The organism is Microbulbifer maximicatervae (SeqCode) (assembly GCF_052468295.1).
The window spans coordinates 1389282-1413703 of sequence record NZ_CP174340.1 but is presented as its reverse complement, the minus strand read 5'-3'; the positions used below and the strand labels follow the sequence as shown (position 1 = coordinate 1413703).

At 44.9% G+C, this 24422-nt stretch carries 19 protein-coding genes and 2 pseudogenes; 9 read left to right on the top strand and 12 right to left on the bottom strand.

Features of this window, described 5'->3' with window-relative positions; all coding sequences use genetic code 11:
* Positions 1-8: 8 nt before the first annotated feature.
* Positions 9-1034: an IS630 family transposase gene (locus ACJJIQ_RS06580; RefSeq protein ID WP_445362554.1), complete on the bottom strand. Its 1026-nt coding sequence runs from the start codon at positions 1032-1034 to the stop codon at positions 9-11.
* A gap of 276 nt (positions 1035-1310) precedes the next feature.
* On the opposite strand from ACJJIQ_RS06580, the gene ACJJIQ_RS06575 reads away from it, so the two are divergent.
* Complete coding sequence (locus tag ACJJIQ_RS06575) at positions 1311-2114, top strand: hypothetical protein (protein ID WP_445364079.1); 804 nt, start codon at positions 1311-1313, stop codon at positions 2112-2114.
* A 23-nt stretch (positions 2115-2137) separates the two neighbouring features.
* Entirely contained in the window at positions 2138-3034 is an 897-nt protein-coding gene (locus ACJJIQ_RS06570; protein ID WP_444912877.1) for a fatty acid desaturase family protein, read from the top strand.
* Positions 3035-3230: 196 nt separating this feature from the next.
* On the opposite strand, the gene ACJJIQ_RS06565 is transcribed toward ACJJIQ_RS06570, so the two are convergent.
* Positions 3231-3947: an aspartate/glutamate racemase family protein gene (locus ACJJIQ_RS06565; protein ID WP_444933005.1), complete on the bottom strand. Its 717-nt coding sequence runs from the start codon at positions 3945-3947 to the stop codon at positions 3231-3233.
* 804 nt (positions 3948-4751) lie between these two features.
* Here ACJJIQ_RS06565 and ACJJIQ_RS06560 point away from each other — a divergent pair.
* Together ACJJIQ_RS06560 and ACJJIQ_RS06555 are read left to right on the top strand one after the other, a co-directional pair.
* Positions 4752-5321 (top strand): nitrogen fixation protein NifB, encoded by a 570-nt coding sequence (locus ACJJIQ_RS06560; protein WP_444897541.1) that lies wholly within the window; start codon positions 4752-4754, stop codon positions 5319-5321.
* A complete protein-coding gene (locus ACJJIQ_RS06555; RefSeq protein ID WP_444897542.1) occupies positions 5282-5575 on the top strand; it encodes a hypothetical protein in 294 nt (97 codons plus the stop codon). Before ACJJIQ_RS06560 ends, ACJJIQ_RS06555 begins: the two co-directional genes overlap by 40 nt.
* 434 nt (positions 5576-6009) lie before the next feature.
* Here ACJJIQ_RS06555 and ACJJIQ_RS06550 read toward each other — a convergent pair whose 3' ends face one another.
* Together ACJJIQ_RS06550 and ACJJIQ_RS06545 are read right to left on the bottom strand one after the other, a co-directional pair.
* Complete coding sequence (locus ACJJIQ_RS06550; RefSeq protein ID WP_444897543.1) at positions 6010-7311, bottom strand: MFS transporter; 1302 nt, start codon at positions 7309-7311, stop codon at positions 6010-6012.
* Positions 7312-8085: 774 nt separating this feature from the next.
* Positions 8086-11658 (bottom strand): sialate O-acetylesterase, encoded by a 3573-nt coding sequence (locus ACJJIQ_RS06545; protein WP_445364078.1) that lies wholly within the window; start codon positions 11656-11658, stop codon positions 8086-8088.
* A gap of 1636 nt (positions 11659-13294) precedes the next feature.
* On the opposite strand from ACJJIQ_RS06545, the gene ACJJIQ_RS06540 reads away from it, so the two are divergent.
* The 3 genes from ACJJIQ_RS06540 (at position 13295) to ACJJIQ_RS06530 (ending at position 15831) form a co-directional block, all read left to right on the top strand.
* The gene (locus ACJJIQ_RS06540) at positions 13295-14368 is read left to right on the top strand and encodes a 3-deoxy-7-phosphoheptulonate synthase (protein ID WP_445358206.1); all 1074 of its coding nucleotides are present in this window, start codon (positions 13295-13297) and stop codon (positions 14366-14368) included.
* A 248-nt stretch (positions 14369-14616) separates the two neighbouring features.
* Positions 14617-15072 carry a hypothetical protein gene (locus ACJJIQ_RS06535; RefSeq protein ID WP_444957471.1) on the top strand — a complete coding sequence of 152 codons (456 nt, stop codon included), beginning with the start codon at positions 14617-14619 and terminating at the stop codon, positions 15070-15072.
* A 150-nt stretch (positions 15073-15222) separates the two neighbouring features.
* Complete coding sequence (locus tag ACJJIQ_RS06530; RefSeq protein ID WP_445364077.1) at positions 15223-15831, top strand: OsmC-related (seleno)protein; 609 nt, start codon at positions 15223-15225, stop codon at positions 15829-15831.
* Positions 15832-15885: 54 nt separating this feature from the next.
* Here ACJJIQ_RS06530 and ACJJIQ_RS06525 read toward each other — a convergent pair whose 3' ends face one another.
* Together ACJJIQ_RS06525 and ACJJIQ_RS06520 are read right to left on the bottom strand one after the other, a co-directional pair.
* Positions 15886-16194 (bottom strand): potassium channel family protein, encoded by a 309-nt coding sequence (locus tag ACJJIQ_RS06525; RefSeq protein WP_445364076.1) that lies wholly within the window; start codon positions 16192-16194, stop codon positions 15886-15888.
* Between the two features lie 382 nt (positions 16195-16576).
* A complete protein-coding gene (locus ACJJIQ_RS06520) occupies positions 16577-17497 on the bottom strand; it encodes a LysR family transcriptional regulator (RefSeq protein WP_445364075.1) in 921 nt (306 codons plus the stop codon).
* 139 nt (positions 17498-17636) lie between these two features.
* Here ACJJIQ_RS06520 and ACJJIQ_RS06515 point away from each other — a divergent pair, with 139 nt between their 5' ends.
* Positions 17637-18401, top strand: a complete 765-nt coding sequence (locus tag ACJJIQ_RS06515; protein WP_445364074.1) for an SDR family NAD(P)-dependent oxidoreductase — start codon at positions 17637-17639, stop codon at positions 18399-18401.
* Positions 18402-18512: 111 nt separating this feature from the next.
* Here the strand turns inward: ACJJIQ_RS06515 and ACJJIQ_RS06510 are convergent, their stop codons facing one another.
* The 5 genes and pseudogenes from ACJJIQ_RS06510 to ACJJIQ_RS06490 all read right to left on the bottom strand — a co-directional run bounded on the left by ACJJIQ_RS06510 (position 18513) and on the right by ACJJIQ_RS06490 (position 22676).
* A complete protein-coding gene (locus ACJJIQ_RS06510; protein WP_445364073.1) occupies positions 18513-18869 on the bottom strand; it encodes a 5-carboxymethyl-2-hydroxymuconate Delta-isomerase in 357 nt (118 codons plus the stop codon).
* A gap of 58 nt (positions 18870-18927) precedes the next feature.
* Positions 18928-19083: pseudogene (locus ACJJIQ_RS06505) on the bottom strand (IS30 family transposase); the annotation flags it as partial.
* A gap of 467 nt (positions 19084-19550) precedes the next feature.
* Positions 19551-21206, bottom strand: a complete 1656-nt coding sequence (locus ACJJIQ_RS06500) for a histidine kinase (RefSeq protein WP_445364072.1) — start codon at positions 21204-21206, stop codon at positions 19551-19553.
* 213 nt (positions 21207-21419) lie between these two features.
* Positions 21420-21575, bottom strand: a pseudogene (locus ACJJIQ_RS06495) (IS30 family transposase); the annotation flags it as partial.
* Between the two features lie 159 nt (positions 21576-21734).
* Positions 21735-22676 (bottom strand): peptidyl-alpha-hydroxyglycine alpha-amidating lyase family protein, encoded by a 942-nt coding sequence (locus ACJJIQ_RS06490; protein WP_445364071.1) that lies wholly within the window; start codon positions 22674-22676, stop codon positions 21735-21737.
* Positions 22677-22793: 117 nt separating this feature from the next.
* Here ACJJIQ_RS06490 and ACJJIQ_RS06485 point away from each other — a divergent pair, with 117 nt between their 5' ends.
* Entirely contained in the window at positions 22794-23690 is an 897-nt protein-coding gene (locus tag ACJJIQ_RS06485) for a LysR family transcriptional regulator (RefSeq protein ID WP_445364070.1), read from the top strand.
* Positions 23691-23718: 28 nt separating this feature from the next.
* Here the strand turns inward: ACJJIQ_RS06485 and ACJJIQ_RS06480 are convergent, their stop codons facing one another.
* Positions 23719-24165, bottom strand: coding sequence for a GNAT family N-acetyltransferase (locus ACJJIQ_RS06480; RefSeq protein ID WP_444897554.1), 447 nt, complete (start codon positions 24163-24165; stop codon positions 23719-23721).
* Positions 24166-24422 lie beyond the last annotated feature (257 nt).

Here is a 24422-nt window from a genome sequence, read left to right as displayed (position 1 = left end):
GATACTACCTAGGCAGCAGCAAAGAATACAGTCGACTCTTGAAAAAATGATTTCACAAGTTTTCTATTTTTCTTGATGCTCTGCAAATCTGCATTTGCACGACTCAGTAGTGTCTCACCTTTTTTCAGCGGCCTCTTTGAAGTCCCTATATTTCTCATATGATTCCAGACCAACTCATCTGGATTTAGGTTTGGTGCATATGGCGGTAAGAACACCATTTCAAGCTTTCCATCCTGTGAATCGACATACTCCAATACCTTTTTCGATTTGTGTACTGGGTGCCCATCAACAATGAGAATCACTGGTCTTTTCTGACTTCTCTGGAAATTTTTGAAGCATTCTACGCACTTTTCTGCCGTGAACTTTCCACTATAAATATGATACCAGAAGCCACCTCTATTCGATAAAGCTGAGATCGCATTGATTGACTGTCTTTGACCACTCGTTTTTACCACTGGAGTTTTTCCTTTTTCTCCCCATGTCCTTTGGAGTGGATCGTCTGATCTGATACTAGCCTCGTCCAGCCAAAATATTTCTGCACCAGTTTTTTTCGCATAAGATTTAATCTTTGGATAGACTTCCTTTACCCATTTATTCACCGCCTTCTCATCTCTCTCGTAAGCTCTTCGTAGAGGCTTTTGTGGCGTCAGGCCCAGTCGATGTAGAAGTGTGCCGACACTAGAAACGCTAAGTTCAATTTTGAATCTCTCAAAAATCAAATCCGATACGATCTGACGTGTCCACAATCCGAAATCAAAGCCATATTGCCTTGGATCGCCACCAATAATCCATCGTTTGACTTCCTCTTCTTCAATAGCTGACAGTTTTCTACCGCGTCCAGGTCTAATTTTTGGAGATAGCGCTTCAATACCTTTCTCCCGAGCAGTCCTTAACCATGGGAAAATAGTTCTGCTCCCCAGCCCTAAGCTACGACTAACCTCCGCCGCAGATTCTCCATCAAATACTCGCTGAACAGCAATTTTACGTATGAGGTGCTGCTCCTCAGTACTAAGTTTTCTGGCATCGTATTTCATGCAGTTTATATTACCAGGGTGTACTGATTATTTCTGCCCCGCTAGTAAAACTCATCCTCGCGCGGCGAGCCTGCCGAGCACTTAAAAGCACTTGGATATAATCCTCCTCTATAGATTTTTCTCACGGTGATAAGGATATCGGATAGCAGAAGATGGCATTACCGTGGATTTAAGCGTCTATTTGTTTAACCCAAAGATTACAATGTCTTGCAAGTTGTGCTCTGCCCTGTAATATCACTTAGAACAAATACCAGGATTATTGTCAGTAAAATCATTATGTATCAGTTTACGTATGAGCCTACCCCTAAAAATGTCCTACTGGACCTGATGGGCGTTAACAAGCGACACGAGCTTGGAACCAGTCAGCTCAGCTTTATATCTGATGCATTTGACATTTCTATCAATAGTCTACGAGTAACATTAAATAGATTGGTAAGTACCGAATTGGTCAGCCATGATGGTCGGGGGGTGTACCGTTTAACAGAAAAAGCGATCGCCAAACGCGCTTTTATCAACCGCTGGCAACATGATACTTTTCATTATGAAACTTGGGACGGTAGTTGGCTTACTTGTCACTTACCTAAAGGAATATCACGTACGGTTCGTAGAAAGTCATTATCGGTTCTCCAATGGTATGGTTTTTCCGTAGGCCTCGACCACCTGTGGGTACGACCTAACAATCTAAAACTCGCCCATTCTGAAATAATCGCTTCATTAGATACTCTTGAACTTGAGGTAGGGGCTAACTGTTTTGTATTGCATGAGGTTCCGGATTTATTAGTCTCTCAATGGGCTCACCAGCTATGGGATATCGAAAGGCTTGATAGCGAATATGACGATCTCGTACGGTCCCTTGAGAACAGCCTTAAGACTCTGTCAAATAAACCTATTTATACAACATTATCAGAAACATGCCGGTTGGGTGGTGAGGCCATTCATCGCCTAGCGATTGATCCTCTACTCCCAAAGATAATAAGACCGCAAGAGAAGTACCAAGAATTGAAGAATATCGTGCGTAAGTACGATCGTGTTGGCCGTAACATTTGGCTGGAACAGTTGAAGAAGTTAGGTGTTGACTAATAATCACAACAAGGTACTCCTCAATGAATATCCCAATTAGCAAAGAAGAACTCAAGCCTTTTCTGCAGCGTAGTGATGCCAGAGCTTGGTGGATAGTAGCAAGCGCTTGGATTGGCATCGTTAGTATTTTTGTTATTGCAGCACTATTACCGTATTGGTACGTATATATTGCAGCAGTATTCTTGCTTGCTGGGCGTCAACAGGCCTTAGCTGCAATCATGCATGAAGCCAGTCATAAAACGCTTTTCGCAACCCGGGCCTATAATAAATTCGTTGCCAAGTGGTTATCTTCACCATTTTTATTGATGGATGGTGATACCTATATTAAGAGCCATCTAAAACATCATCGAAATGCTGGCACAGATAAAGATCCGGATCTGAAGAACTACAAAGACTATCCTGTAAGTAAAAGGAGTCTAGCGAGAAAATTCATTAGAGATTTTTTGGGAATCACTGGTTTAAAGGCAAACCTATATCTTTTTTTAAGCGGTCGAGATTTGTTGAGCAGAAATAAGAGAGTTAATTATCAGTTGACACGGGGCCTGTTTGTTAACGGTATCATGTTTGCGGCGTTGTGGGCCTCTGGCTTTCCGCAGTTGTATATCCTATGGGTAATAGCCTACTTTACAGTCTATATGGCCATCATTCGAATGCGTCAAATCGCTGAGCATGCCGGGGTTAAAGATCTCTATCATCTGGAACCAAAATATAATACACGATCGGTTCCAAGGGGAATTTTAGGATTACTCTTTGTCAGCCCCACCGATGGATTAAGCTACCATTGTGAGCATCACGCTTTTATGGGTGTGCCCACCTATAACTTAAGGGCACTCCATAAGTTTCTTAAGGCCCGCGGGTACTATGATGATGTAGAGCTGGCTGATAACTACCTTGGCGTGTTAAGGCAGGTGTTAAGATAGCAACTGAAACTGAATACTTCGCGGCAAAACAGCTTAAGATATGTATGATACTTCCACCGTATTTTCCATACAGGCAGCAGCAAAAGCCATACTAACCTATCCGTGAAATGGTTTTTTGCTTTGCTGCAATCCAAATCCATACATTAGAGCTTCGCTTTACATATGATAAATGCCGATCGAGCACCCACTATTGCGCTTACCAGGAATATTCTGCACATCCAACAGCCAACCTAATTGCTGCCTCCGCCAATAAATGATTGGAGTTCAAGGTAGGCAGAGGGGAGTTGGAGTCACTAATTATTAGTGGTATTTCTGTACACCCAAGTATAACGGCATCACAACCATTAGCCTTTAAACTTTGAATAACCTCTTGAAAGTAAGTTACTGAATCTGGCGTCGAGACACCACAGACCAATTCTTCCATAATTAAGCGGTCTATATTGTGTACCTGCTCATTTGTAGGTCGCAGCCAAGCAAGGTTCTGCCCTTCAATTTTCTTTGGGTAAACATCACTTTCCACCAGCCATTTGGTGCCTAAAATACCAAGCTTTTGATAACCGCGAGATTTCGCACTCTCTGCTACAGCTTCAGCAATATGGAGCCAAGGTAGCGGTGATAACTCTTTTACATACTCAAACGCCTGATGAATGGTATTATCTGGACAAATTAAGAAATCAGCACCCTGCGCTTTGAGCTTTTTAGCTGAAGAAAGCATTAGGTCACCAACACCCAACAAATCGCTGTTATTCAATCGATCCACATAGTCTGCCAAAGAGTGAGTATGCATGGAGATTTCCGGGTGTGCATACTCCCCCAAAATTTTGGGGCTTTCAGTACATATTGTTCTATAGCAAAGGGCGGCCCCTTCTGCGGAGCATCCAACTATACCTATATGTTTAGGCAAGGTTTTCATATTACTAAACTTCTATCTATTAGAATTAATCCGCCACTTAGAATTGCGGCGGTCCCTTATGATACGCACTACTATCGATACTCACTTTAGAGTAACTAAACTTAAAACCCAAAGGCTATATCTCTACCGATATCAATATTCCCTTCACATAACTTTTCAGCAAAAGTAATTTTGAAGACACAGCTAATCAATGTAACGCCTATCTCAAACGCTAAAGTACGCACCTTTTGATGGGGCAAATTAATTACTTGAGTATAGCGCTATTGATATCACGCTATTAGAGCGAGATACAGTATGGTTTGAAAAAATCTGACAAGATAAACGGAAGGGATAATACTGGTTTTTTGGCTTTGTGGGCTAGGTGAGCGTAGATAAGACTTTCAGCAGGGAGGCCTTATCTACGCACTTGCTATCGAGTATGATTTTTAATCAGCGCAAGTTATCTCTCTCTTCCTTCATGCGCTTACCTATCGCTAAATGCGTCGCTGGATCAAAATGGTAATAACCTGAGAGATCATCTGTTTCATGAGCCTCAACATTGTAGGTGGTATCGAGACAATTCTGGACACCCACCAAAGTAGAAGCTTAAAGCGTCAAGTCAATTGACACAACACAGGCAGAATGATCAAAATACTGGAGTCAAAGATAAAAATCCATGACTCTTCCGCGCAGCACGCAAATCTCTCTCGATGCGACACCCTATTATCACTGTGTCTCCCGCTGTGTGCGTAGAGCGTTCCTTTGCGGTAGGGATGCTAATCCGAAAAAGACTATGAGCACCGACGCCGGTGGATTGAGGCCAGGATGCATAAGCTGGCCTCAATCTTTGCTCTCGATATCGCTGCCTATGCGGTAATGAGTAATCACACCCATATTGTGCTCTATATCGATACCTACACAGCAAACTCATGGTCCACTATCGAGATAATTGAACGCTGGCAACAACTTTTCAAAGGTTCTGCGCTAAGCAAACGTTATCTTCGCGGTGAAGCCCTGGATGCCGTCGAGCTGGAAAAACTTCAGGAGGTGACATCCCTTTGGCGCGAACGCCTGGTCGATATCAGCTGGTTTATGCGCTGCCTGAACGAGTCCATCGCCCGCCAGGCCAATGCCGAGGACAGCTGCACCGGTCGTTTCTGGGAAGGGCTTTTCAAGTCTCAGGCCTTGCTGGATGAAAGAGCCCTTGCCGCCTGCCTGGCTTACGTGGACCTCAACCCTATCCGTGCTAGTATCGCTAATCCGATTACACTTCGATCCAGCAACGCATCCACACAGCCATCTCAGGCCAGCAGCCCAAAAGCCTACTGCCGCTGGTGGGCGGAGAGCGCCGGGATATGCCTAAAGGCTTGCCTTTTCAGCTGGATCACTATTTAGAGCTGGTAGACTGGAGTGGCCGGCAGCTGCACCCTAAAAAGCGCGGCGCTATTCCCGAAAACATCCCACCTATTTTAAATCGGCTGGGTATTTCGCCAAAACACTGGCTCTACCTAAACCGCAATTTTGAAAGCCGCTTTAAACGCTTGGTGGGCTCGGCGGAAGCGGTACGCCAGGTCTGTGCGCAGCAAAATAAACGCTGGGTACACGGGCTGCCCGATTGCCAGCGCTTTCTTTGCCCCGCCCCCTGCTAGATTACAGAAATCCGCTTATCAGCTGCCCCTAGATTCCATCGCTCCCGACTCTACACCCCACCTGATTCCCTATGGACTCCCAAAATGATCTTTTAACGCCAAATTGCCATCTATTTTGAGACAGATATACCGGCTACCAAGTGGTGGCGAAAAAATTCTTGTCTAGCTTCCGACTCTCCATTCTTTGGATGTTCTTTGGATGTCCTGGATTAATTTCTCTGGATTAATTTCTAATTCCTGGATTAATTTGAGGAATTATTCAGAGACTCACTAGATTCAATGAACTGCTATACGCACGAGATATACAACTTGGATATAGGAAGATTCTCATCATCAATTAATGCACATTCCAGATTTCAGAGCCCACATATCAATAAAATATTGATAGCTATTTACATACCATCAACTCAGATTTTTATTGAGCGCAGAAAGTACTACTCGGGTTGTGGCTGAAACCTCTTGTTTAGCACAATAGCCATATCTTTTGACAAGTTCGAGATAGACGGCAATAGATAAAGGAAAGAGGAAATAATAAACACAAATCCAGCAATAGACCACGCAATAGAAATACTAAAATAGTGAGCTGTATACCCTGCCACTAAAGCCCCTGCCGTCGCACCCCCTTGTGCAATTAAAGATTTCACCGATAGCATTGTTGATCTTCTAGATTCTGGAATTTTCTCGTGAAACATTGCCGATCCTGGAGCCATCGAAATCCCAACAACAACATGCAATAGTAAATATACAACTATAAAACCATACAAATCACTTTGAATTGCAAATATAAAAAATAGTAGTCCTGTACAGAACTCAAGCACCAATAGCATATTCGAATAATTATTTTTAAAAACTCTTGACAAGGGAATGGAGCATCCCTGCCCTACCGCCATACAAACATAATTTAACGCAAATAGAATACCAAACAACCAAAGACTTTCCTTGCTGTCGACTAAAGTAGAAAGCATTGGCTGCCAAAGTTGCTCTAAACTAATGAACGCGACCCCGCTTATGAAGTCAATTAATAAAAGTGGTTTAAAGACTGGATTCTCAACAATCACATCAAAAGCACTCTTAATGGTACTGTGAACCTCGCGGAAAAAATTCGAACCAACTGGCTCCCCCATAGAATCTGATTCACCAACAAAATAGAAAGTACAAAGCATATGTATTAATATTAAAGGAACAAGAAAGACGAAACCCACCTCATAAAACCCTATAAAATCGTAGCTATCACTTACAAATGAAAACCATACTGGGATAAGTCCTGAAAATACTGCCCCAACAGCTAAGCCAATCATCTGGAAAATATTTACTGAAGCTTGGGCTTCCATCAAGTTTGTTTCACCATCTCTAGAAACCACTTTAAACTGCTCAACAAAAAGTGCATCAATAGTTCCAGAGAAAAGAGCTATAGACAATCCATTAAGAATCATAAATACAATCAATTCCGCAAAGCTAGACGACCACCAAAAACCTATCACTACAAACAGTAGAACCAGCTCGCCAGCTATAAAGGTCTTTTTTCTCCCGTATCTATCAGCAAGCGCTCCAAACGGGACCTCTAAAGCAACAGTGGATATTGTTGCTACTGCCAACAATATACCCATTTCATGAAGCTCGATTCCTTTACTCATAAACAACAAGAATATAATCGGAGCAATCATCCCACTTATAGCTGATATTCCAGCCTGAACAAGACCAAACTTAATTATTAAAGCATGTACCGACCTGCTCATCTTTATCACCATTCCTGGTTGAAACGCCGCCATCGCATAGCAATAAATTATGGCTATGCCTAGCTAAAATTCATACTCTAACCTACTGTGATGGGTCAGCACGATTACATACAAGTACAATTACAACCTCACGAATCCATGTTAGGTATTAAGGGTTGCGATTAGATCAATTCACAAATGATATTCATAACTTTCTATTAGGATAGAAACTATTAACTCTTCACACCTAGGAAGTGAGGATTCCTAAAATACAACTCACGAGATGTTAAAGATCAATTTGCCCCTTGTGATTCAATACTCCAACGCTCACAGTATCAACTTGAATATCTGAAGAGGGTGAGTAATTCGAAAATTTTTAACAAAATTCCCATATGTCATTCGCCTCCAGTTGTAGAAGTAAATAATTAGCCGCATATATAAAGATTAAACTCTAGTCGGGCTGTGCGTTTTCACAAAATAAAGTAAAGCTTGTTTTGCTTCGCTACGAGTAGTAAGTGCCATTAATCAGGGAAAATTCTACTGGTAGCACTACCACCTTTCCCGGTCCAGAAAAAGGCAGCGATGAGTTGAAGGAATTGTAATAATGTGAGGAATGAACGACTTAAATTAGGTCTTAGGTACCTCGCTTGGCCTAGGCAAAGCGATATACCAAAGCAAGGCAACCTGAGAGTATATTGGAGTTAACTTGTAAGCCTTTAAGGCAAAGCCAGAGCGGATAAAACCTTAAGAATGATGGTTTTATCCACTACTTAACCCCTGTAAATGAGTCCTAAATCAATGTAAGTTATCCATCTCTTCTTTCATTCTCTTACCTATCGCTAAATGCGCCGCTGGATCAAAATGGTAATAACCTGAGAGATCATCTGTTTCATGAGCCTCAACATTGTAGATGTTGTCTGCAACAGACTGTTGGGCAGACTGGATAGCTCCACTGGCATCACCATAGTGGCTTTTAGCAATAACAATGGGCACGTCATAATCATTTAGCGCTTCCCGTAGGCCATTCACCAGACAGGTCAAATTCGCCTCATAGTTGTTTTCATTTACAGTTTGCCCTCCATCATTCCAACCCTGAAACCAGATAAAACTATCGATTTCAATCGACTTATTTTCATACTGCGGAAAGTAACCAGCCAAGACTTCAGGGTCGCGCAGGGCCTCAATCTTCTCCAACATCGCAGAGTAAAGAGACTCCTGACTTTCCTCATCTTGGGTCCACTCATTAGCGGCGGAGTCATGGCAGCCAGGGACCTTCCAGTCTACTCTCAGGTCAGTACCACCCTGAACCACTTTTAAAAGCAACAGATCGTTCTCAGTCTCTTCACCGAGGTAGTGCCCTAAAGTGAGCTCTGGTCCATAGCGGTTAGTAGACACGCCGTAATTGGGGAACAATTCACCATGGCGCTCAGAGAAGGAGAGAGAACCGGTATCATTCAATGAACCCTGATACTGCAGTACAGTAATATCGTCTCGTGCACCTTCAAGAGCTGCGTCCAGGTGACCATCAGTATAAATCTCAGCTACCTCCATAGCAGTACTCATTTGCATCCAGGCATCGTAATTGTACCCATAGGAGCCATCGCTAGAGGAGAAGTAATATCTACTGATGGTGGCAAAGAGTCGGTCAGTCAGATCAAAGTTACGGCTATCACAGGTTTCACCTGTATGGGAATCGAGACTGCCTGCACGGCAGAGGAATTGCCCGAGCTTCTGCACCACAGGATCTTCGTTATCATCGCTAAGTCTCTGGTTATAATCGGCTAGCGAATCACTATTATTGATAAACTGCTCTGTTATCTGGTCATCACTAATCGCCGTAGAACCACAGTCGACATCGCCGTAGGTGTAATCTGCATTGGCATGACAAATCAGCTCTTGCAAGCGATCTAACCGGGTGTTGTTGCCTTCCATATTGGACTGGCCTGCCATAACCACAACTTTTACAACATCCTCATATGAAGTATCACCCACTGGATCGGTATTTACGTCACCACCAGATGGATAGATAGCAAAATCATAATCATAAAACTCAAAATCCCTGAAGGTGTCAGGAGTTGTGACTACGAGAGCATAGAGTTCATGATTGGCAGGTACCGGTACTACGGTACTTGAATCTTCCCCGGAGCTATCAATATCAAATGGATAATAGCTACGAGAGCCAGTAGATGGGTTGTAAACCACTGCACGACCACGGAAGTCCGCATGAGCTGGGTTATTTTCAGCATCAACCCTAACCGCAATGGTGTAGTTACTGTCTTCAGTAATACCTTCTACCTTAAAGGCATTAAAAGCCCAAGAGCCTGGTACAAAACCGGTATCCATATCAGTCCAGCTGTTACCCGTCCCTTCCTGATCAAATGTTTGAGTGTACTTATTATCGTGGGTGCTGGCATCAGGGTGCTCACTCAACATCCGACTCAAAGAGGCTGCCTCCGATACCTGGTAGGCCTCACTCTCAACCATATCCCAGGTCGTGATTTGTGCGGCAAAATCTGCAAATAGGGCCTTCATATCGTGCCCTTGTGCTGTTAGATAGGCATCCGCTGCTTCCAGGTCGTTGAGCCCATCCCTGGAGTCACGGAATACACCTCCCATCAGATCCTTACTCACAGCATAATTAGTCAGCCAAGACCAGAAAATATATGCACCGTACTGATGCCCGCCTTTAAAGTCATAACCATATTGGTGATCGACGGGAGAGTCTTGAATGGCCCAAAGGGTAATATGTGGGTGGAGGGTGTAGTAACCCAGCAAGCTATCTTTAACGCCCGGGATATTGTGATCCGCGCCCCAGCTTGCGGAGGATTCCAGGGTGTACTTACCACTGGACTCACCTGTAACCCTGTTTAGCTTACCCTGATAGGAGTGGAAGTTCTCATGCATCCAGTGCTGGGCGTTAGACTGGGTAAGCGGGTTATCCTCCAGGGTGTAATTCTTAACGAACGTATTACTAATTGAGTCATTGAGTTCTAAATCACGGGTGGAACCTTCATCACTGAAGTAAGTGCAAAGCTCGCCTTTTCCATACATGCCGGCTTCAAAGATATTCCTCTCCCATACCCGCTCTTGAGCCACAATATAATGCTCAAAATTAGCCATGGTTTTGTCGGTATCATCCGACCACCATTGGCACTGGTACGTTGAACAAAGATAGTTGTTGTAACCATCATAGGGGCTGGTAGCAATCATGGATTCATTGCACTTACTGCCACCCAGGTCCATGACTTCATCGTATGTCAGCACACGCTCATAGAGTCGCGCATCCCAGATTTTTCCCGCAAAGGGCCCAAATTGCAGCATGTCGCCCAAGTAAGGATAGCTATCACCATCAACAGATATCGAAGTAGAAGCCTCACCGTTTACGTACACGGTTAGCGTGCCATTGTCGACCGTAACTGCGACATGATTACAGCTACGGGTTTTTAAAGTACTTTCTGCGTTAGAAAACTGCTGGCTGTCTTGGCCGCCCAATTGCCCTACAACAACCTCATCACTGATGCCTATATAAAAGCTGCCGGAGTTATTATCACCATTAGTATCGGCAATTGATCTCACCATCACTTCATCGTCTTCAGTACTATCCGGGATGAACTTAAAAGACAAGCTAAAATGCGCGAGGCCATCTTTCTCAGGAAGAGCCACCGTCATGTCTGCATTATTAAAGTCGTTGCGACTGACAAACATTGTGCGCCCTTCTACATCTGGATCCGAAGATGCACTTTCTGTTAGCGCAGTACCCTCAACAATCACAGAATTTCCACCCGCTACATCACGGAATTCCAAGTGAGACGGGACATGCACCAGAAGGCTGTCAGCTGGTCCATCCAGGAAATCGCTGGCACAATCATTTGCCGCAACTTCAATAGTAACTGTCGCAATATTACTAGCACCACTACTATCTGACGCTAGATATGAGAAGCTATCAGTACCCGTAAAGTCTGTTGCAGGGAGGTACTCCCAGCGACGCCCACTTCCTGTTAAAGTGCCATGCGCCGGCTCCGACTGAATAGAATATTCTAGAGAATCCAGATCTTCATCATACGCAGCAAGAAATATAGATTTTGCAAGTCGGCCGTGTGCGGCCATCTGTACCAACTGATCATTGGCAATGGGCAGCGTGTTAGAATCATCACCTTCATCCGGGGTATCTACCACTCCCCCACCCGAATTTCCACCGCCTGAATTTCCACCACCCGAGTTATCACCGCCAGTGTTCTCTTGCGGTGTCGTCTCATCGTTACTACTACCTCCGCCACCACAGCCAAAAAGTAGTGCGCTTAATAATAATACGAGGGGGGCCTTAAATGCCTTTTCGGAGCGATTTGTTTTGCTGATACGTATAAACATTACTTGTCATTTAGAAATACTGAAATTAACAAACGAAGCTTATCCGTATCTCCTCGCGGGTACCGTGAACCAGTTCTTTGATTGAGTCACCCTGACTTAAAATTAAAGCCACCACTAAAATTTATTGACTTACTTAACTTTTCCACGACGGCTCTTTTTGACTACTAAGGCTTACAAATCTATTGGCTATTTATAGAACATAGAAAATTATCAGTCTTCTCTTGAGGCTTGATAACTAGCTATGTAACGAAAGCAAGGCGTTATAAGTGCACTTAACTTAGCCTTCCCTTGAGTTAGCTTCCCATGCTCATTCATCAGGCAATTAAGGCATATCTTGAGTATTTCAACATCTACCAAGACACTGGACCCTAAGCTTGCTGCCAATGTTGGAAATATATTTGATATCAGAAAGAGTACGACAAGACAGGTTAGACGGTTAACCAAGTCGCACTTAAAAAAACGCTTCTTTATCTCTCAGGTTTTGCAGACCATATCACAGCATTATAAACAAGGCTCTTGCAGTAAATCTTTTGCAAAGCGTTGGGCATAACTTCTCTAGTTATTCACAACACAGCCTAGTCAATTAAAAGTAAGAAGGTATAAATTTTGCTTAACCAATACAGGAAAAAGACACAACCCCAGCTTCGAAAGATTGAAAATATAATTATGCTCTTTTCACCCGCAATCAAAAAATAATTATTGATCACATGGATAGAGGTGAGTGTCCACAAAAATTAATACTCCTATTTTTGCACAATACGAAACCCTAACCCCTTACAAAGAAAAGGCAAGCCAATTTTCTACATTTTGTAGGAATCGATCCGCACCGAAAAAAGAAAATTTATTCGCAACAATCATCAACTTGACTACATTTTAGCTCCTACAAAAAGCCCAATTTGATATAAGTACACCTTTATGTCTAGCAGAGAAGATTCTCATCAAATTAGAACCTGTAATGCTCAGAAATGACAATTACTGTTCACATGGATGTTTGCGATAACTACAGAATTAGTTGAAAATACTTGCGAGCCCTTTTTGAAATGCAAGACATAGCTGATCAGTTTATTATTTCGTTTTATGGGGAAGCTTTGAGACTCATATAGGAGGCAATAGCCGGCTCTATTCTCGAGCACTAGCTTCGCAAACTACACAGATATAATCCTGGGATTCACAGACAGCTTGCTCGCCAATTTCAGCGCCGGTGTAGCTTATTCAATGATTTAGATCGCTAATTTAGCTAAATCAAATACCGCCCGGTGACGTTAACTATCGACCATCCTTAATTAAAATTATCCGCGGCTTGTCTCGAGTGACACCCACTCCTGGCACTCGCGAATTGTTTTCAGCTATTACTCTGTAAGGAACTCTCTGAATACTGCGCTTCTGGCTGCATACTCCATAGAAGCGCTAATGCCATCTGCCACCATTTGGCTGCTAAAGATGGCGGCAATGGGCACTCTCTACTAACGCATTGCACCAACCAGTCTAAGGGGCCCTAGTAAATGGCCATCCCAAAAGAAGGCCAATTATTTGGTTGCAAATGAAACCCTCGCCCTATTCTTGATGGCAAAGTAGGATAGGTACTCCGCCTGCAGGTGCAGCGCGGCACTAAGGAATAGAGAAACCAGAAGACGCCATGACCACACAGCAGTTCGACGACTTAAATGTTGTCTCCCAGGAAGTACTGATCAGCCCGGAGACTCTGAAAGCAGAACTCCCCATTAGCGATGCCGCCGAGGCGACTGTCGCTGGAGGACGCGCCGCCGTGCGCGACATCCTAGATCGCAAAGACCACCGCCTGATGGTGGTAATCGGGCCATGCTCCGTTCACGATGTGAACGCCGCAATGGATTATGCTAAGCGCTTGAAGGCGATTGCGGACAAGGTTTCCGATACCCTGCTAATTGTAATGCGCGTCTATTTTGAGAAGCCCCGCACCACTGTTGGCTGGAAGGGCTTGATCAACGACCCTCACTTGAACGACTCCTTCAAGATTGAGGAGGGGCTGCATATTGGCCGCAAGCTGCTATTGGATGTTGCCGAGCTAGGACTGCCTACTGCAACAGAAGCACTAGACCCAATCTCCCCTCAGTACCTGCAGGACCTAATTTCATGGTCTGCCATTGGCGCGCGAACCACAGAGTCACAGACTCACCGGGAAATGGCAAGCGGCCTATCCTCTGCCGTGGGCTTCAAGAATGGTACCGATGGTGGCCTGGAGGTGGCTATCAATGCCCTTCAATCGGTCGCCAACCCCCATCGTTTCCTCGGCATCAATAAGCACGGTCAAGTTGCGATTATCCACACCGCAGGCAACCCATACGGTCACGTTGTACTTCGCGGGGGCAATGACAAGCCAAATTACGATTCAGTGAGTGTTGCAATGTGCGAGCAGGAGCTGCGTAAGTCCAATATCGTGCCAAACATTATGGTCGACTGCAGTCATGCCAACTCCAATAAAAACCACGAATTACAGCCCCTGGTGGTCGACAATGTGACTCACCAAATCCTCGATGGCAATCAGTCGATTATTGGCATTATGGTGGAAAGTAACCTGAAAGCCGGCAACCAGAAAATTCTGCCAAACCTGAGCGATATGGAGTATGGCGTTTCGGTAACCGATAAATGTATCGATTGGGAAACTACTGAGTCCCTGCTGTTAGGCATGGCCGAACAGCTGCGCGAAGCCCTTAAAGCACGCTCCTCTTAGATCTCCCCCTGGAGAGGCCCATAACGGGCCTCTTTCCTACCGAAAAGATAACCGCCACAGCTTGATCTCCCTACAAATTACGCTATCCACTTGATAAAGACCCTACAAAAAGAGTACTTTTGCCCTGCCGTAACAGATAGCTGTCGTATGCTTCCTTCAATCAGCTAAATAAAAATAAGCGGCCTACTAACTGAGGTTGAAATCTGGCACCTAATTTTACATTTATGGGAAATAGGAAAGCAGCACATATGGAACTGCAGTCCAACAAAGTACCAATCTATATCTTTGGTGGGTTTACTCTGACCTGGCTACTTGTCAGCCTAAGTTTTGCTCTCGATGGGGGCTCCACCATCTCCTGGCTGGCCACCGCTCTCTGCACTCTTCTCGCAGTAATCACATTCTCATTTCGGGCAACACATTACATTGATGGAGAATCAAAAAGCTATGTTTCCAAGAGACAAGCCCTCTGGCATAGCTGGACCGAGAGGCAATCGCTAGCGGCGTTCAAGGGGGTTAAGGTTGTCTCCTACTCACCCCATACCACAGACCGTAAAAGTAGCCACTCCAGCTGGCAGGTAATATTGGTCCCCCGCCAAAATAACGGTAGCAATAGTATCCAGGCGCAGGCCTTCCACTCCAAGAATGATGCACTGGCCTACGCGCATGAACTCGCGCTCTTTACCGCGCTCCCCCTACTGGACTAAAGAGCCAGTACTCTTAAGGCACAAGTGGGGATATAGCCCTTCTCACCCTAACCTCCTTTGTTAAAGCTGTTGCCACCCAACTCCGCAGGGGTGCACAAATCAACTCTACTCGACCCTCCAGTCGAGACACAAAAACAGAGGAGCCTCGAAATGGACCCAATTCAATGGGAAATGTCGAGTTCTACCATCGTTCGCAAGTTGGACGAGGATGCACACCAAGTAACCTTCCCTCCCCCTCATCTCGATAAGGTGAAACAAGGCGAGCTGCTGAAGTTTCACGCTCATATTAATGTCGAACAAATGCCTGAGGGGCATCACCTAAAAAAAGCCACCATATTTTCCAACGTTCCTAATGGTGGAACATGGGAGCTTATCTGTGATGAAGGCACAGCCGTCGGCGGTAGAGGCAGCGCTCCATCTCCAATTATGTACTTCTCTGCAGGGCTAGCCCTTTGCATGATGTCTCACATCGAAATGCTGGCTAAACTTGGCGGGATCAAATTAAAAAGTGTAAGGCTAGAGCAAAAAACTGAGTTCTCAACCACTTTGAATTTTGGGGGTATCAAACCGGAAGAAGTCTTTGGCAAGGGGGATAGAGTGGAAATACACTTGATTGTTGAAAGTGATGAGCCAGAAGAAAAACTTGTAAAATTCATGCATTGTTGCCGGCAGGCCTGTATGTCACTTCAAACCGTTTCCAGTGCTACACCCGTTGATACCCACCTCTTTATCAATAGTAAAGCGATTAAGTTCAATTAAATACCCTGGGATGGCCTCACAGACCAAGAGGCCATAGCCTAATAGCGCTTGTTATTAATCGTTTTCTACATCCTCAATCCGGGCTTTAGATAAGGCAGAAGCGACAAGACCTGTCGGAATTGCAACCACCCCCAAACCAATCAAAAGCACAAAGAAAGTAAATATTCTCCCACCGAGAGTAACTGGATACATGTCACCATAACCCACAGTGGTTAAGGTTGTAACTGCCCACCACAAACTGTGAAAGATAGATTTAAATTGTTCCGGCTGAGCAGCGCTCTCAAAATAATAGATACCTACAGATGACAAATAAAGCAAGATCAGAGCTGTTACTCTAAACAATACCAGTTCCTCTTTAATCATACGAAATGCACGACCGAATCGCGCAACAGCCTTGCTATAGCCGGCCAATGGAACTTTTACGCAAACCAATGGTGTGAATAGTACTGTCCAGCAGCTCGTATGGACCGACTGGAGTTCCTACCTACCCTATTTTGCCTACTAATAATCAGGTTTCTAAAAAGGCCAGATTGGTTGAATAGAGTATCAATCTGGCCAGCAGCGGGTCGCACATAGCATGTACGGAAAAGGATACCTGTTTGACATTGTTGCTGCGCTTGTCTTATGGCTACTGCTTAGATATGTCGACAAGCGCTACTACCAAGAGAAAGGTGAATTGAAAAGAAAGAAGCTTCAGGAAATTCAAAAAAAAGAGATGATACGTAAAACCCTACCATATTTGCTTTTAAGGGTGAATTAAATCCCTCTGCAAGCTCTCAACCAATGCCTGCCAAACTACCTCTACCGCTTTACTTCTTATAGACCTTCCCAAGCACACTAGATGGATCGGTTGCAACTCAGGGCTTCTCCATTGCTGAAAGATAGACATCAACTTGCCCTCCGCTAATTCCTTGCGCACCAGAAGAGGATCAATCATAACTATACCTTGCCCCATTGTAGCTAATTCAACCAATGTACGGCCATCATCGACCACCATCGCCGGATCAATGGCAACAGTCTTTATTTCGTTACCATCGTTAGAAAAGTGCCAGTGATCAATGGTTGTTGTTTGGTTACTAAACACTAAGCATTGATGCTGGCTTAAATCATCTGGAGAATTAGGCTCCCCCCAACTCGCCAAATAATCCGGGCTGGCAAACCACCCCCAACGCTTTTCACCTATTCGGCGCGCTACCAATGAAGAGTCCGGCAAGTGCCCCGTGCGAATAGCAATATCAACGCCTTCATCCAGTAAGTTCACAATCCTATCGCTCAAGTTCACTTGAAAAGTAATTTTTGGGTAGCGTTGCTTTAGTAATGGTATGGATGGCAATAAGTACCGCTGCCCCATTAAGGTAGAACAACTTATCTTAACTCTACCAACAGCTTCATCCTGGTGGGAGAGGATCAGGTGTTCGGTATTGCTCATTAGCTGAGCCATAGTCTCCGTTGCTTCCAACAAAGCAGCACCGGCATCCGTAAGGCGCAATTGCCGCGTACTTCTATGCAATAGACGCTGATCAACAAACCCCTCCAGCTGTGCCAGCTTCTTGCTGACTGATGAGCGAGGTAAGCCCAGCTGATTAGCAGCCCCCTGAAAACTGCCTTGCTCAATGACCAACCGGAAGATGTACAAATGTCCCAAGTATTGATGTAGATGCTGCATTCTGCCTCACTGCTTCCAAATTAGAATCAAAGTGTTACCCTAATGGTGCCTTATTGATACCAGTATAACAACATATCCTCCTAAGCCTAATCTTGGCAACTGCCATTCATTGCACCATTACAATCGCAAGAGAGGATCTATGGGACACCAGCAGAGAACAAAAACCATCGCAATCACTGGTGGCACTGCCGGTATTGGACTCGCAACAGCTAAGCACTTTTTAACCGAGGGCTGGCAAGTCATCATCACGGGCCGAAACGCTGAAAAACTGGAACAAACAGCCGAGGATATCGCGGGCCTCTTTGGGAGTAGCGGCCAGCTGACCTGCCACCTATGTGATAGCGGACAACTCGATCAAATTGAGCAACTGGGAAACAAATTACAAAACGATGAGGTTAAACTGGATGCCCTTATCTTGAATGCCGGTATTTTCAAGCCTGGGATATTTGAGGAAACCGATGAAGCCCTCTTCGATCACACTTTTGATATCAATGTGAAGGGACCTTTTTTCACGCTGCAAAAATTACTACCGGTGATGAATAACCCCTCCAGCGTGGTTTTGCTTTCAAGTATTGCCGTAGAGAAAACCTTTTCGGGAACTTCCGCTTATAGCGCGAGTAAGTCTGCCATTGAAGGTTATGCCCAGGTCCTGAATGCGGAGTTAGCGGTGAGGGGAATTCGTATAAATAGCGTACGCCCCGGAATCACCCTGACCGAAATCCAGGAAAAAGCCGGCATGAGCCAATCAGACATTCAAAGTCTCGCAGAAAGTATGATGGTAACGCCACTGGGCCGGGCACTTGAGGTAGATGACATAGTGCCAGCAATCCACTACCTGGCCACAGATCACTCAGCCGGTATGCGAAATGCACACCTGAAGGTTGATGGGGGCTACTGCCTCTAACCGGCTTGAAAGTGCACAAGTGGGGGCCAAGCCCTCCACTTGTGCGAATGAGTACCTTTTGCCGAAGCTTTCTCGTAGTTCACCCCGGCATTCTTAAACACGGGAAATAAGCTACACTGCAAGTCCCAATGCAGCGCGATTACAATATGTAGCTCGCACGATCTCGCGGACCTCTACAGAAACCATCTCCACATCGGGCACGGCTGCACATAGGGCCTTGGCTAGTAAATGAGCCAAGCTTTGTCGCTGCTCAATACTTCTACCTGAAAGCAGACTGCACTCCAGGTGTACAAACGGTGCTGGTTCAGGTCCAACCAAATAGTGCTCGACAGGTAACAAACGAACTTTAATATCCCCCGACTCAAACAGTGCAGACTGATCTGCAGCGGCATGGATAGAAGTCAGTAAGCTATCAACATCTACCAACTCAAGTAGGTTAGAAGGACACTGGATAACACAGTGAGGCATAAATACTCCCAGGTGAATTTTGAAAAAAACTTGGTTTCAACTATTAAGTGCAATCGTTTTATACTACAAGCAGATCATCTTGCAGATCCATAAATAACTCATTCGGTAACCTTCCACCCCGACTCGCTTTTGGTCTACTATTCAAGCGACCCATTACAAATTGAACCTGCTCGTCTGTTACTTTATTAAAGTCAGTATCCTTTGCAAAATTCTGCCAAGTGTCCGGGTTTTTTTAAGCTGTAAATCTGGTATCGTTCGTTCTCGCTCATTTGGTAGTAGCTCATCTGTGCCTTTCTCTTGGTCGGGAGAGGTGCCGACTCTACCAGCTGAGCCCTCCCTTGCCAATTGCACTTATTATCCGAAACCAAGTGAGATTAAAATTTAGAACCAAACTCACATTTCACTAGCTGAGCTTGATTACAAGCTCAGACTTAAAGAGAGTTATAAATTTTAAAGATATCCTTTTCTTTCACTATCCAGCTAAGCTTTAGCTAAAATTCTAGATATATTGCTGCTCTAGGAAAATCTTTTGATTTACCTGAGCAGCCTAAAATCTATACTTAGAATAAAGATTTCTAAAATTTACATTGTACGCATTCCGTTCGGTCTAGATTAATGATAACAATACCATTTAAACTCAAACAACTAACTTTATACGTAAATATAAATTATACAGCCTAATTAATAAATATAGACCGCTCCTGCATTTTCAGCTTCATTGCTCTCAGGGTTTGCGAACAAACCGCTATCCGCTCCATCTTCAGTGTTCGCCCCTACTGCTAAACTAGCTCCATCTCCACTTAGCGCAACAGAGCCACCAAAATGGTCTCCCGAGTCTGTGTTACTCGCCTTAATATAAGCTTCACTAGACCAGTCTACGCCATTAAATATATAGGTATAAACTGCTCCTGCTCTAATTGAAGATTCGTCTGTACTATCTCCGAACAATCCTTGGCTATAGCTTTTCTCTCCCCATGCTCCCACGGCGATAAAACTGCCATCATCACTCAGGTTTACCGCCTCTCCAAAGTAAGCCGATACATGAGGATTGGAAGCTTTCAAGTAGGCAGTTTGCTCCCAAGTGTTTTCTTTTCGAGAAAAAATGTAGACAGCGCCACTGTTAGATCCACTTTTTAATGGGGCGCCAACTGCTAGAGTTTGCCCATTACCACTTAAATTGAGCGCAAATCCAAACCAACCACCAGCGACAGGATTACTAGCCGATATCTTGCTCTCCTCCACCCAGGATTCACCATCCAACTGGTATAGATAAACGGAACCTGCCTCTGCATTGTCAGCATAAGCCCCAACTGCGAATGAAGCCCCGGCATCATCAAGGCTTATCGAAGAACCAAAACCTAACCCCTCAGAACTATCAGTAGCTTTAATGTAGGCATACTGTGACCAACTTCCTTCCTCATTACGGAACACATATACCGCTCCAGAATCTTCAATAGAATCGCCATCAAGACCACCATCTTCACTGGGTGCGGTTACTGCTAAAGTAGAACCATTCCCACTAAGGCTAAGGGCATAGCCAAATAGGTCATTATTTCCTTGATTGTCTGCTTGAAGTCGGGCGCTATGGGCCCAACCTTCATTACTTCGGGAAAAAATATGAACAGCGCCCGCAGAAAAATTATCATTTTCCCCGTTCTCCTTGAATGCCCCTACTGCAAGCGTATAACCATCATCGCTAAGACTCAATGCAGTTCCAAACTCTGCAGCTTCTTGAGGATCTGGAGACTTAAGATAGGCTTGCTGTGTCCATTCGCCATCTTCCCGACTAAAAATATAAACTGCACCTGAATCAGGTGTCAGGTTATCCTCTTGGTCACCACCGCTATCTTCGCGAGGAGCACCTACTGCAAGCAGGTTGCCATCATCGCTAATTGCTAGGTTCCAACCAAACTGATCGTCAGCATCCGTATTACTGGGTTTAAAATAACCGATACTGCCTATCACATCCTGATCAATCGCTACTGCATCAGAATCGATACATCTCTGATCATCGCAGGTTTGCAATAAGTATTGGGCATTAAGCTTTTTGAATAAAGGCACCACTAATTCAATGCGCTCTTCTTTTGGTGCAATGGGATTTCCAATAGGTTCAAAGCCAGAGTGCCCATCAGCATTTTCAAATAACTGATAATAAGTTGCCCCAGAAACATCGCTCCAGCGAAAGGTTAGCGTTTTAGGTTTCTCATAATGGACCGCCATCGTAGCAGCTGTAAGCTCGCCACCTGTGTCTGGATTATCTCCCCCACTCGAAGATCCATTACAACCTGAAAGATATACACTGAACATCAAGATTGCTAGGTTAATATTAAATTTCACTATATGCTTTCCTTATAGGTCATCGTATCATTTTTCAAAATTCTCTTATTCTTAGTTCTGGATCAGATACAATTGTTATTATCAATACGAAAATATAGAATATTCTCGCATCGCCTTAGCACTAAAATATCTCCAACAAGAACCACTGCGAGAAGTAAAATTCGAATAAACTTCGAATATATTCCTTGGTTTCAACTATTAAGTGCAATCGTTTTATACCACAAGCAGATCATCTTGCAGCCCTATAAATAACTCATTCGGTAACCTTCCACCCCGACTCGCTTTTGGTCTACTATTCAAGCGATCCATTACAAATTGAACCTGCTCGTCTGTTACTTTATTAAAGTCGGTATCCTTTGGGAAATTCTGCCAGGTGTCCTGCTTTTTTAAGCTGTAAATCTGGTATCGTTCGTTCTCGATCAGTTGGTAGTAGCTCATCAGTGCCTTTCTCTTGGTCGGGAGAGGTGCCGGCTCCACCAGCTGAGCCCTCCCTTACCAATTGCACTTATTACCCGAAACCAAGAAAAGCTACATGACCGGAGCGGGTAATGTATCCGCTGGCAGTAAGCGATTAATGCTCCAATTCAAGATATGGGACACCCAAAGTCCGTCGTCATCCACATAGATCCCATGTACGAAGCCAAATTGCTTCTGTCCCCGCCCAGGCTGGCCCTGATAGCGCATCTTGAGATCACCAGACAGGTCGTACTGTCGCACTTCCTCGGCCCGCGCATCTGTCATCCACAAAGCATCACCTTTGAGAAAGAGGACATAGGGGTAACCTATTCCACGCCATTGAGTTAAATATTTACCCTGTGAATCAAAGATCTGTAGCCTGCGGTTTTCACGATCGGCAATATATAACTGCCCCTCAGAATCAATCACAATGGAGTGAGGGAAATTAAACTCTCCAGGGGCCTCCCCCTGACCACCCCAGGTTGTTACCAAAAGGCCATTCTTATCCAGCTTTACGATGCGGCTGTTGCCTTTATCCACCACATAAATAAATCCATTTCTATCCACTGCCACATCTTGGGGCTGATCGAACAGCACCAAGTTGTAGTCGCGATCAAACCAGCCTTCACTGGCTGCACCTCGCTTCCCCAATACCATGGCTACTTCGCCATCAGGTGTAAATTTTAATACCAGGTGCGTGGCAGTATCGGTAGTCCAAATATTGCCCTTATGGTCTATACGAAGACCATGCGGATTTTCAAACAGTCCTGCGCCAATTTCGCGAACAAAACGCCGCTGTCCATCGAACTCCAACAGCGAATGAGACCCTCGGTGAAACACAACAAAGTGGCCATTCTCCCTGCGGACCACCCCCGCAACCTCCCCAAAGTGCCAACCCACTGGCAACTTAAATTCACCCCCCTTGACGTGAAATGGCTGGCTGTTTGGCGGTGCCTCGGCCAGCGTAAAAGCGCTGGGAACCAAAATCAGGCATAGCAATACAATCACTCTCATCAGAAACCCTTCTTAACTTGTCGATCTGCCAAGATATTGTGACTTTTTCCTATAAATGCGTTAATAGCATAATTTTGATACTCACTTTTTCCTGCCAGGAAATTATTGGAGGTTCCTTTGGACCGATTCCACTTAATTCAGGTGTTCACTACGGTGGCGCGATTGGGGTCATTTACCCGTGCCGCCCGGGAATTGGGGTCTACGGTGTCTGCTGTGAGCAAGGCCATCCAACAGCTTGAGCAGCGACTGGGGACTCGGCTAATTCACCGTACTACCCGATCCCAAAGCCTTACGGATGCGGGGCGGGACTACCTGGAAACCTCAGAGCGTGTCCTTAATGATCTAAGGGAAGTGGAAGAGCGCCTAACCAGCTCCAAAGGGCAGCCCTCTGGATTGTTGCGGATTACCGCCCCAACGGCTCTGGGGCAGTTCTGGCTGGCACCTAGGCTACCGAAGTTTACAACTGAGCACCCAGATATCCGTTTGGACCTGATTCTGGATGATCAGCTTCGGGATCTTACCGGTGAAGGGTTTGACCTGGCATTGCGCTCCCAACCTGCGCAGCCCCAATCAACGCTCTACTCTCATCAAATCGGCCGGCACGATCGGCTCCTGGTAGCATCTCCTGAGTACCTGGCAAGGATTAAGTCTTTTTCCTCCCCGGACCAACTCAATAAATTCCAACTACTGTGTTACAAATACAGCCGCGATCCACTTTCCTGGACCTTTCAAAAGGGGCAGGAATCGATCACGATTGCCCCCAAGCCCTACTTTTCAAGTAATAACTACTATTCCCTCTACCAAGCAGCCCAGTCTGGCGCCGGTATAGCTTGCCTTTACGATTATTTGGTAGAGCGGGATATTACGGCGGGTAACTTGGTTCAGGTTCTGCCGGATTGGCAGCAATCAAGCAGACCACTTTTTGCGGTGTATCAGCAGAGAAGAGCCGCCTCCGCCAAGCTGGATGCCTTTTGGAGGTTTCTGGAGGAATGTTTTGAGAACAACGCCTGCTGACACTCCTGTAGCATAGGTGTTTGTGTATTTAGTTGGCGCTGGGGGGGCGAACCATCTCATTGGCAAGTACAGGGACCCCACTGTAGGTAGTTTGCAGCTCCCTGGTCACCACAAAACCATATTTGCGATACAGGTTTTTCACCGGGTCGTTGGTTTTGGCAACCTGCAGGTGTACAGCGCCACTGATTTCCCCTAACAGGTACTCCAGCAACTCCCGCCCTACCCCCTGACCTCTAAACGAAGGATGCACAAACAGTGCACGAATCTCATTCTTATATCGCGCACCATAGCCAAGAACATCACCTTTTTCGTACACATAAATATCCGACTCCATCAGCTGGGCCAAACGTTTTTGATCTTTATCCAGCGGCAGCAGATTGAAACTCCGGTTTTCAAACCGTAGCTCATCGAGTTTTGAACGGGCATATATATCCAGCACACTTGGATAGTCATTTTTATTGTATTTTCTAATCATTTTGAGAGTGAATCTGTACAAAAGAAGGCAAGTTCAAATTTATCTTCCTGATTATCAGTTGAAGTACGGGGGACAACAAGGACTATTCGCTACTTATTCCGTGACGTACATGAAACATTCGACTACTTATTAAAACAACTCCGAAACCCTATGTTGGATACTCGTACAAGTGCGCTAATTAAGAATTGATGAATAATTCTTCCTGGAGCTCAAAGTATTACCACTGCCTTCTCTTTTGTCTTCCTTCTTCTACCACT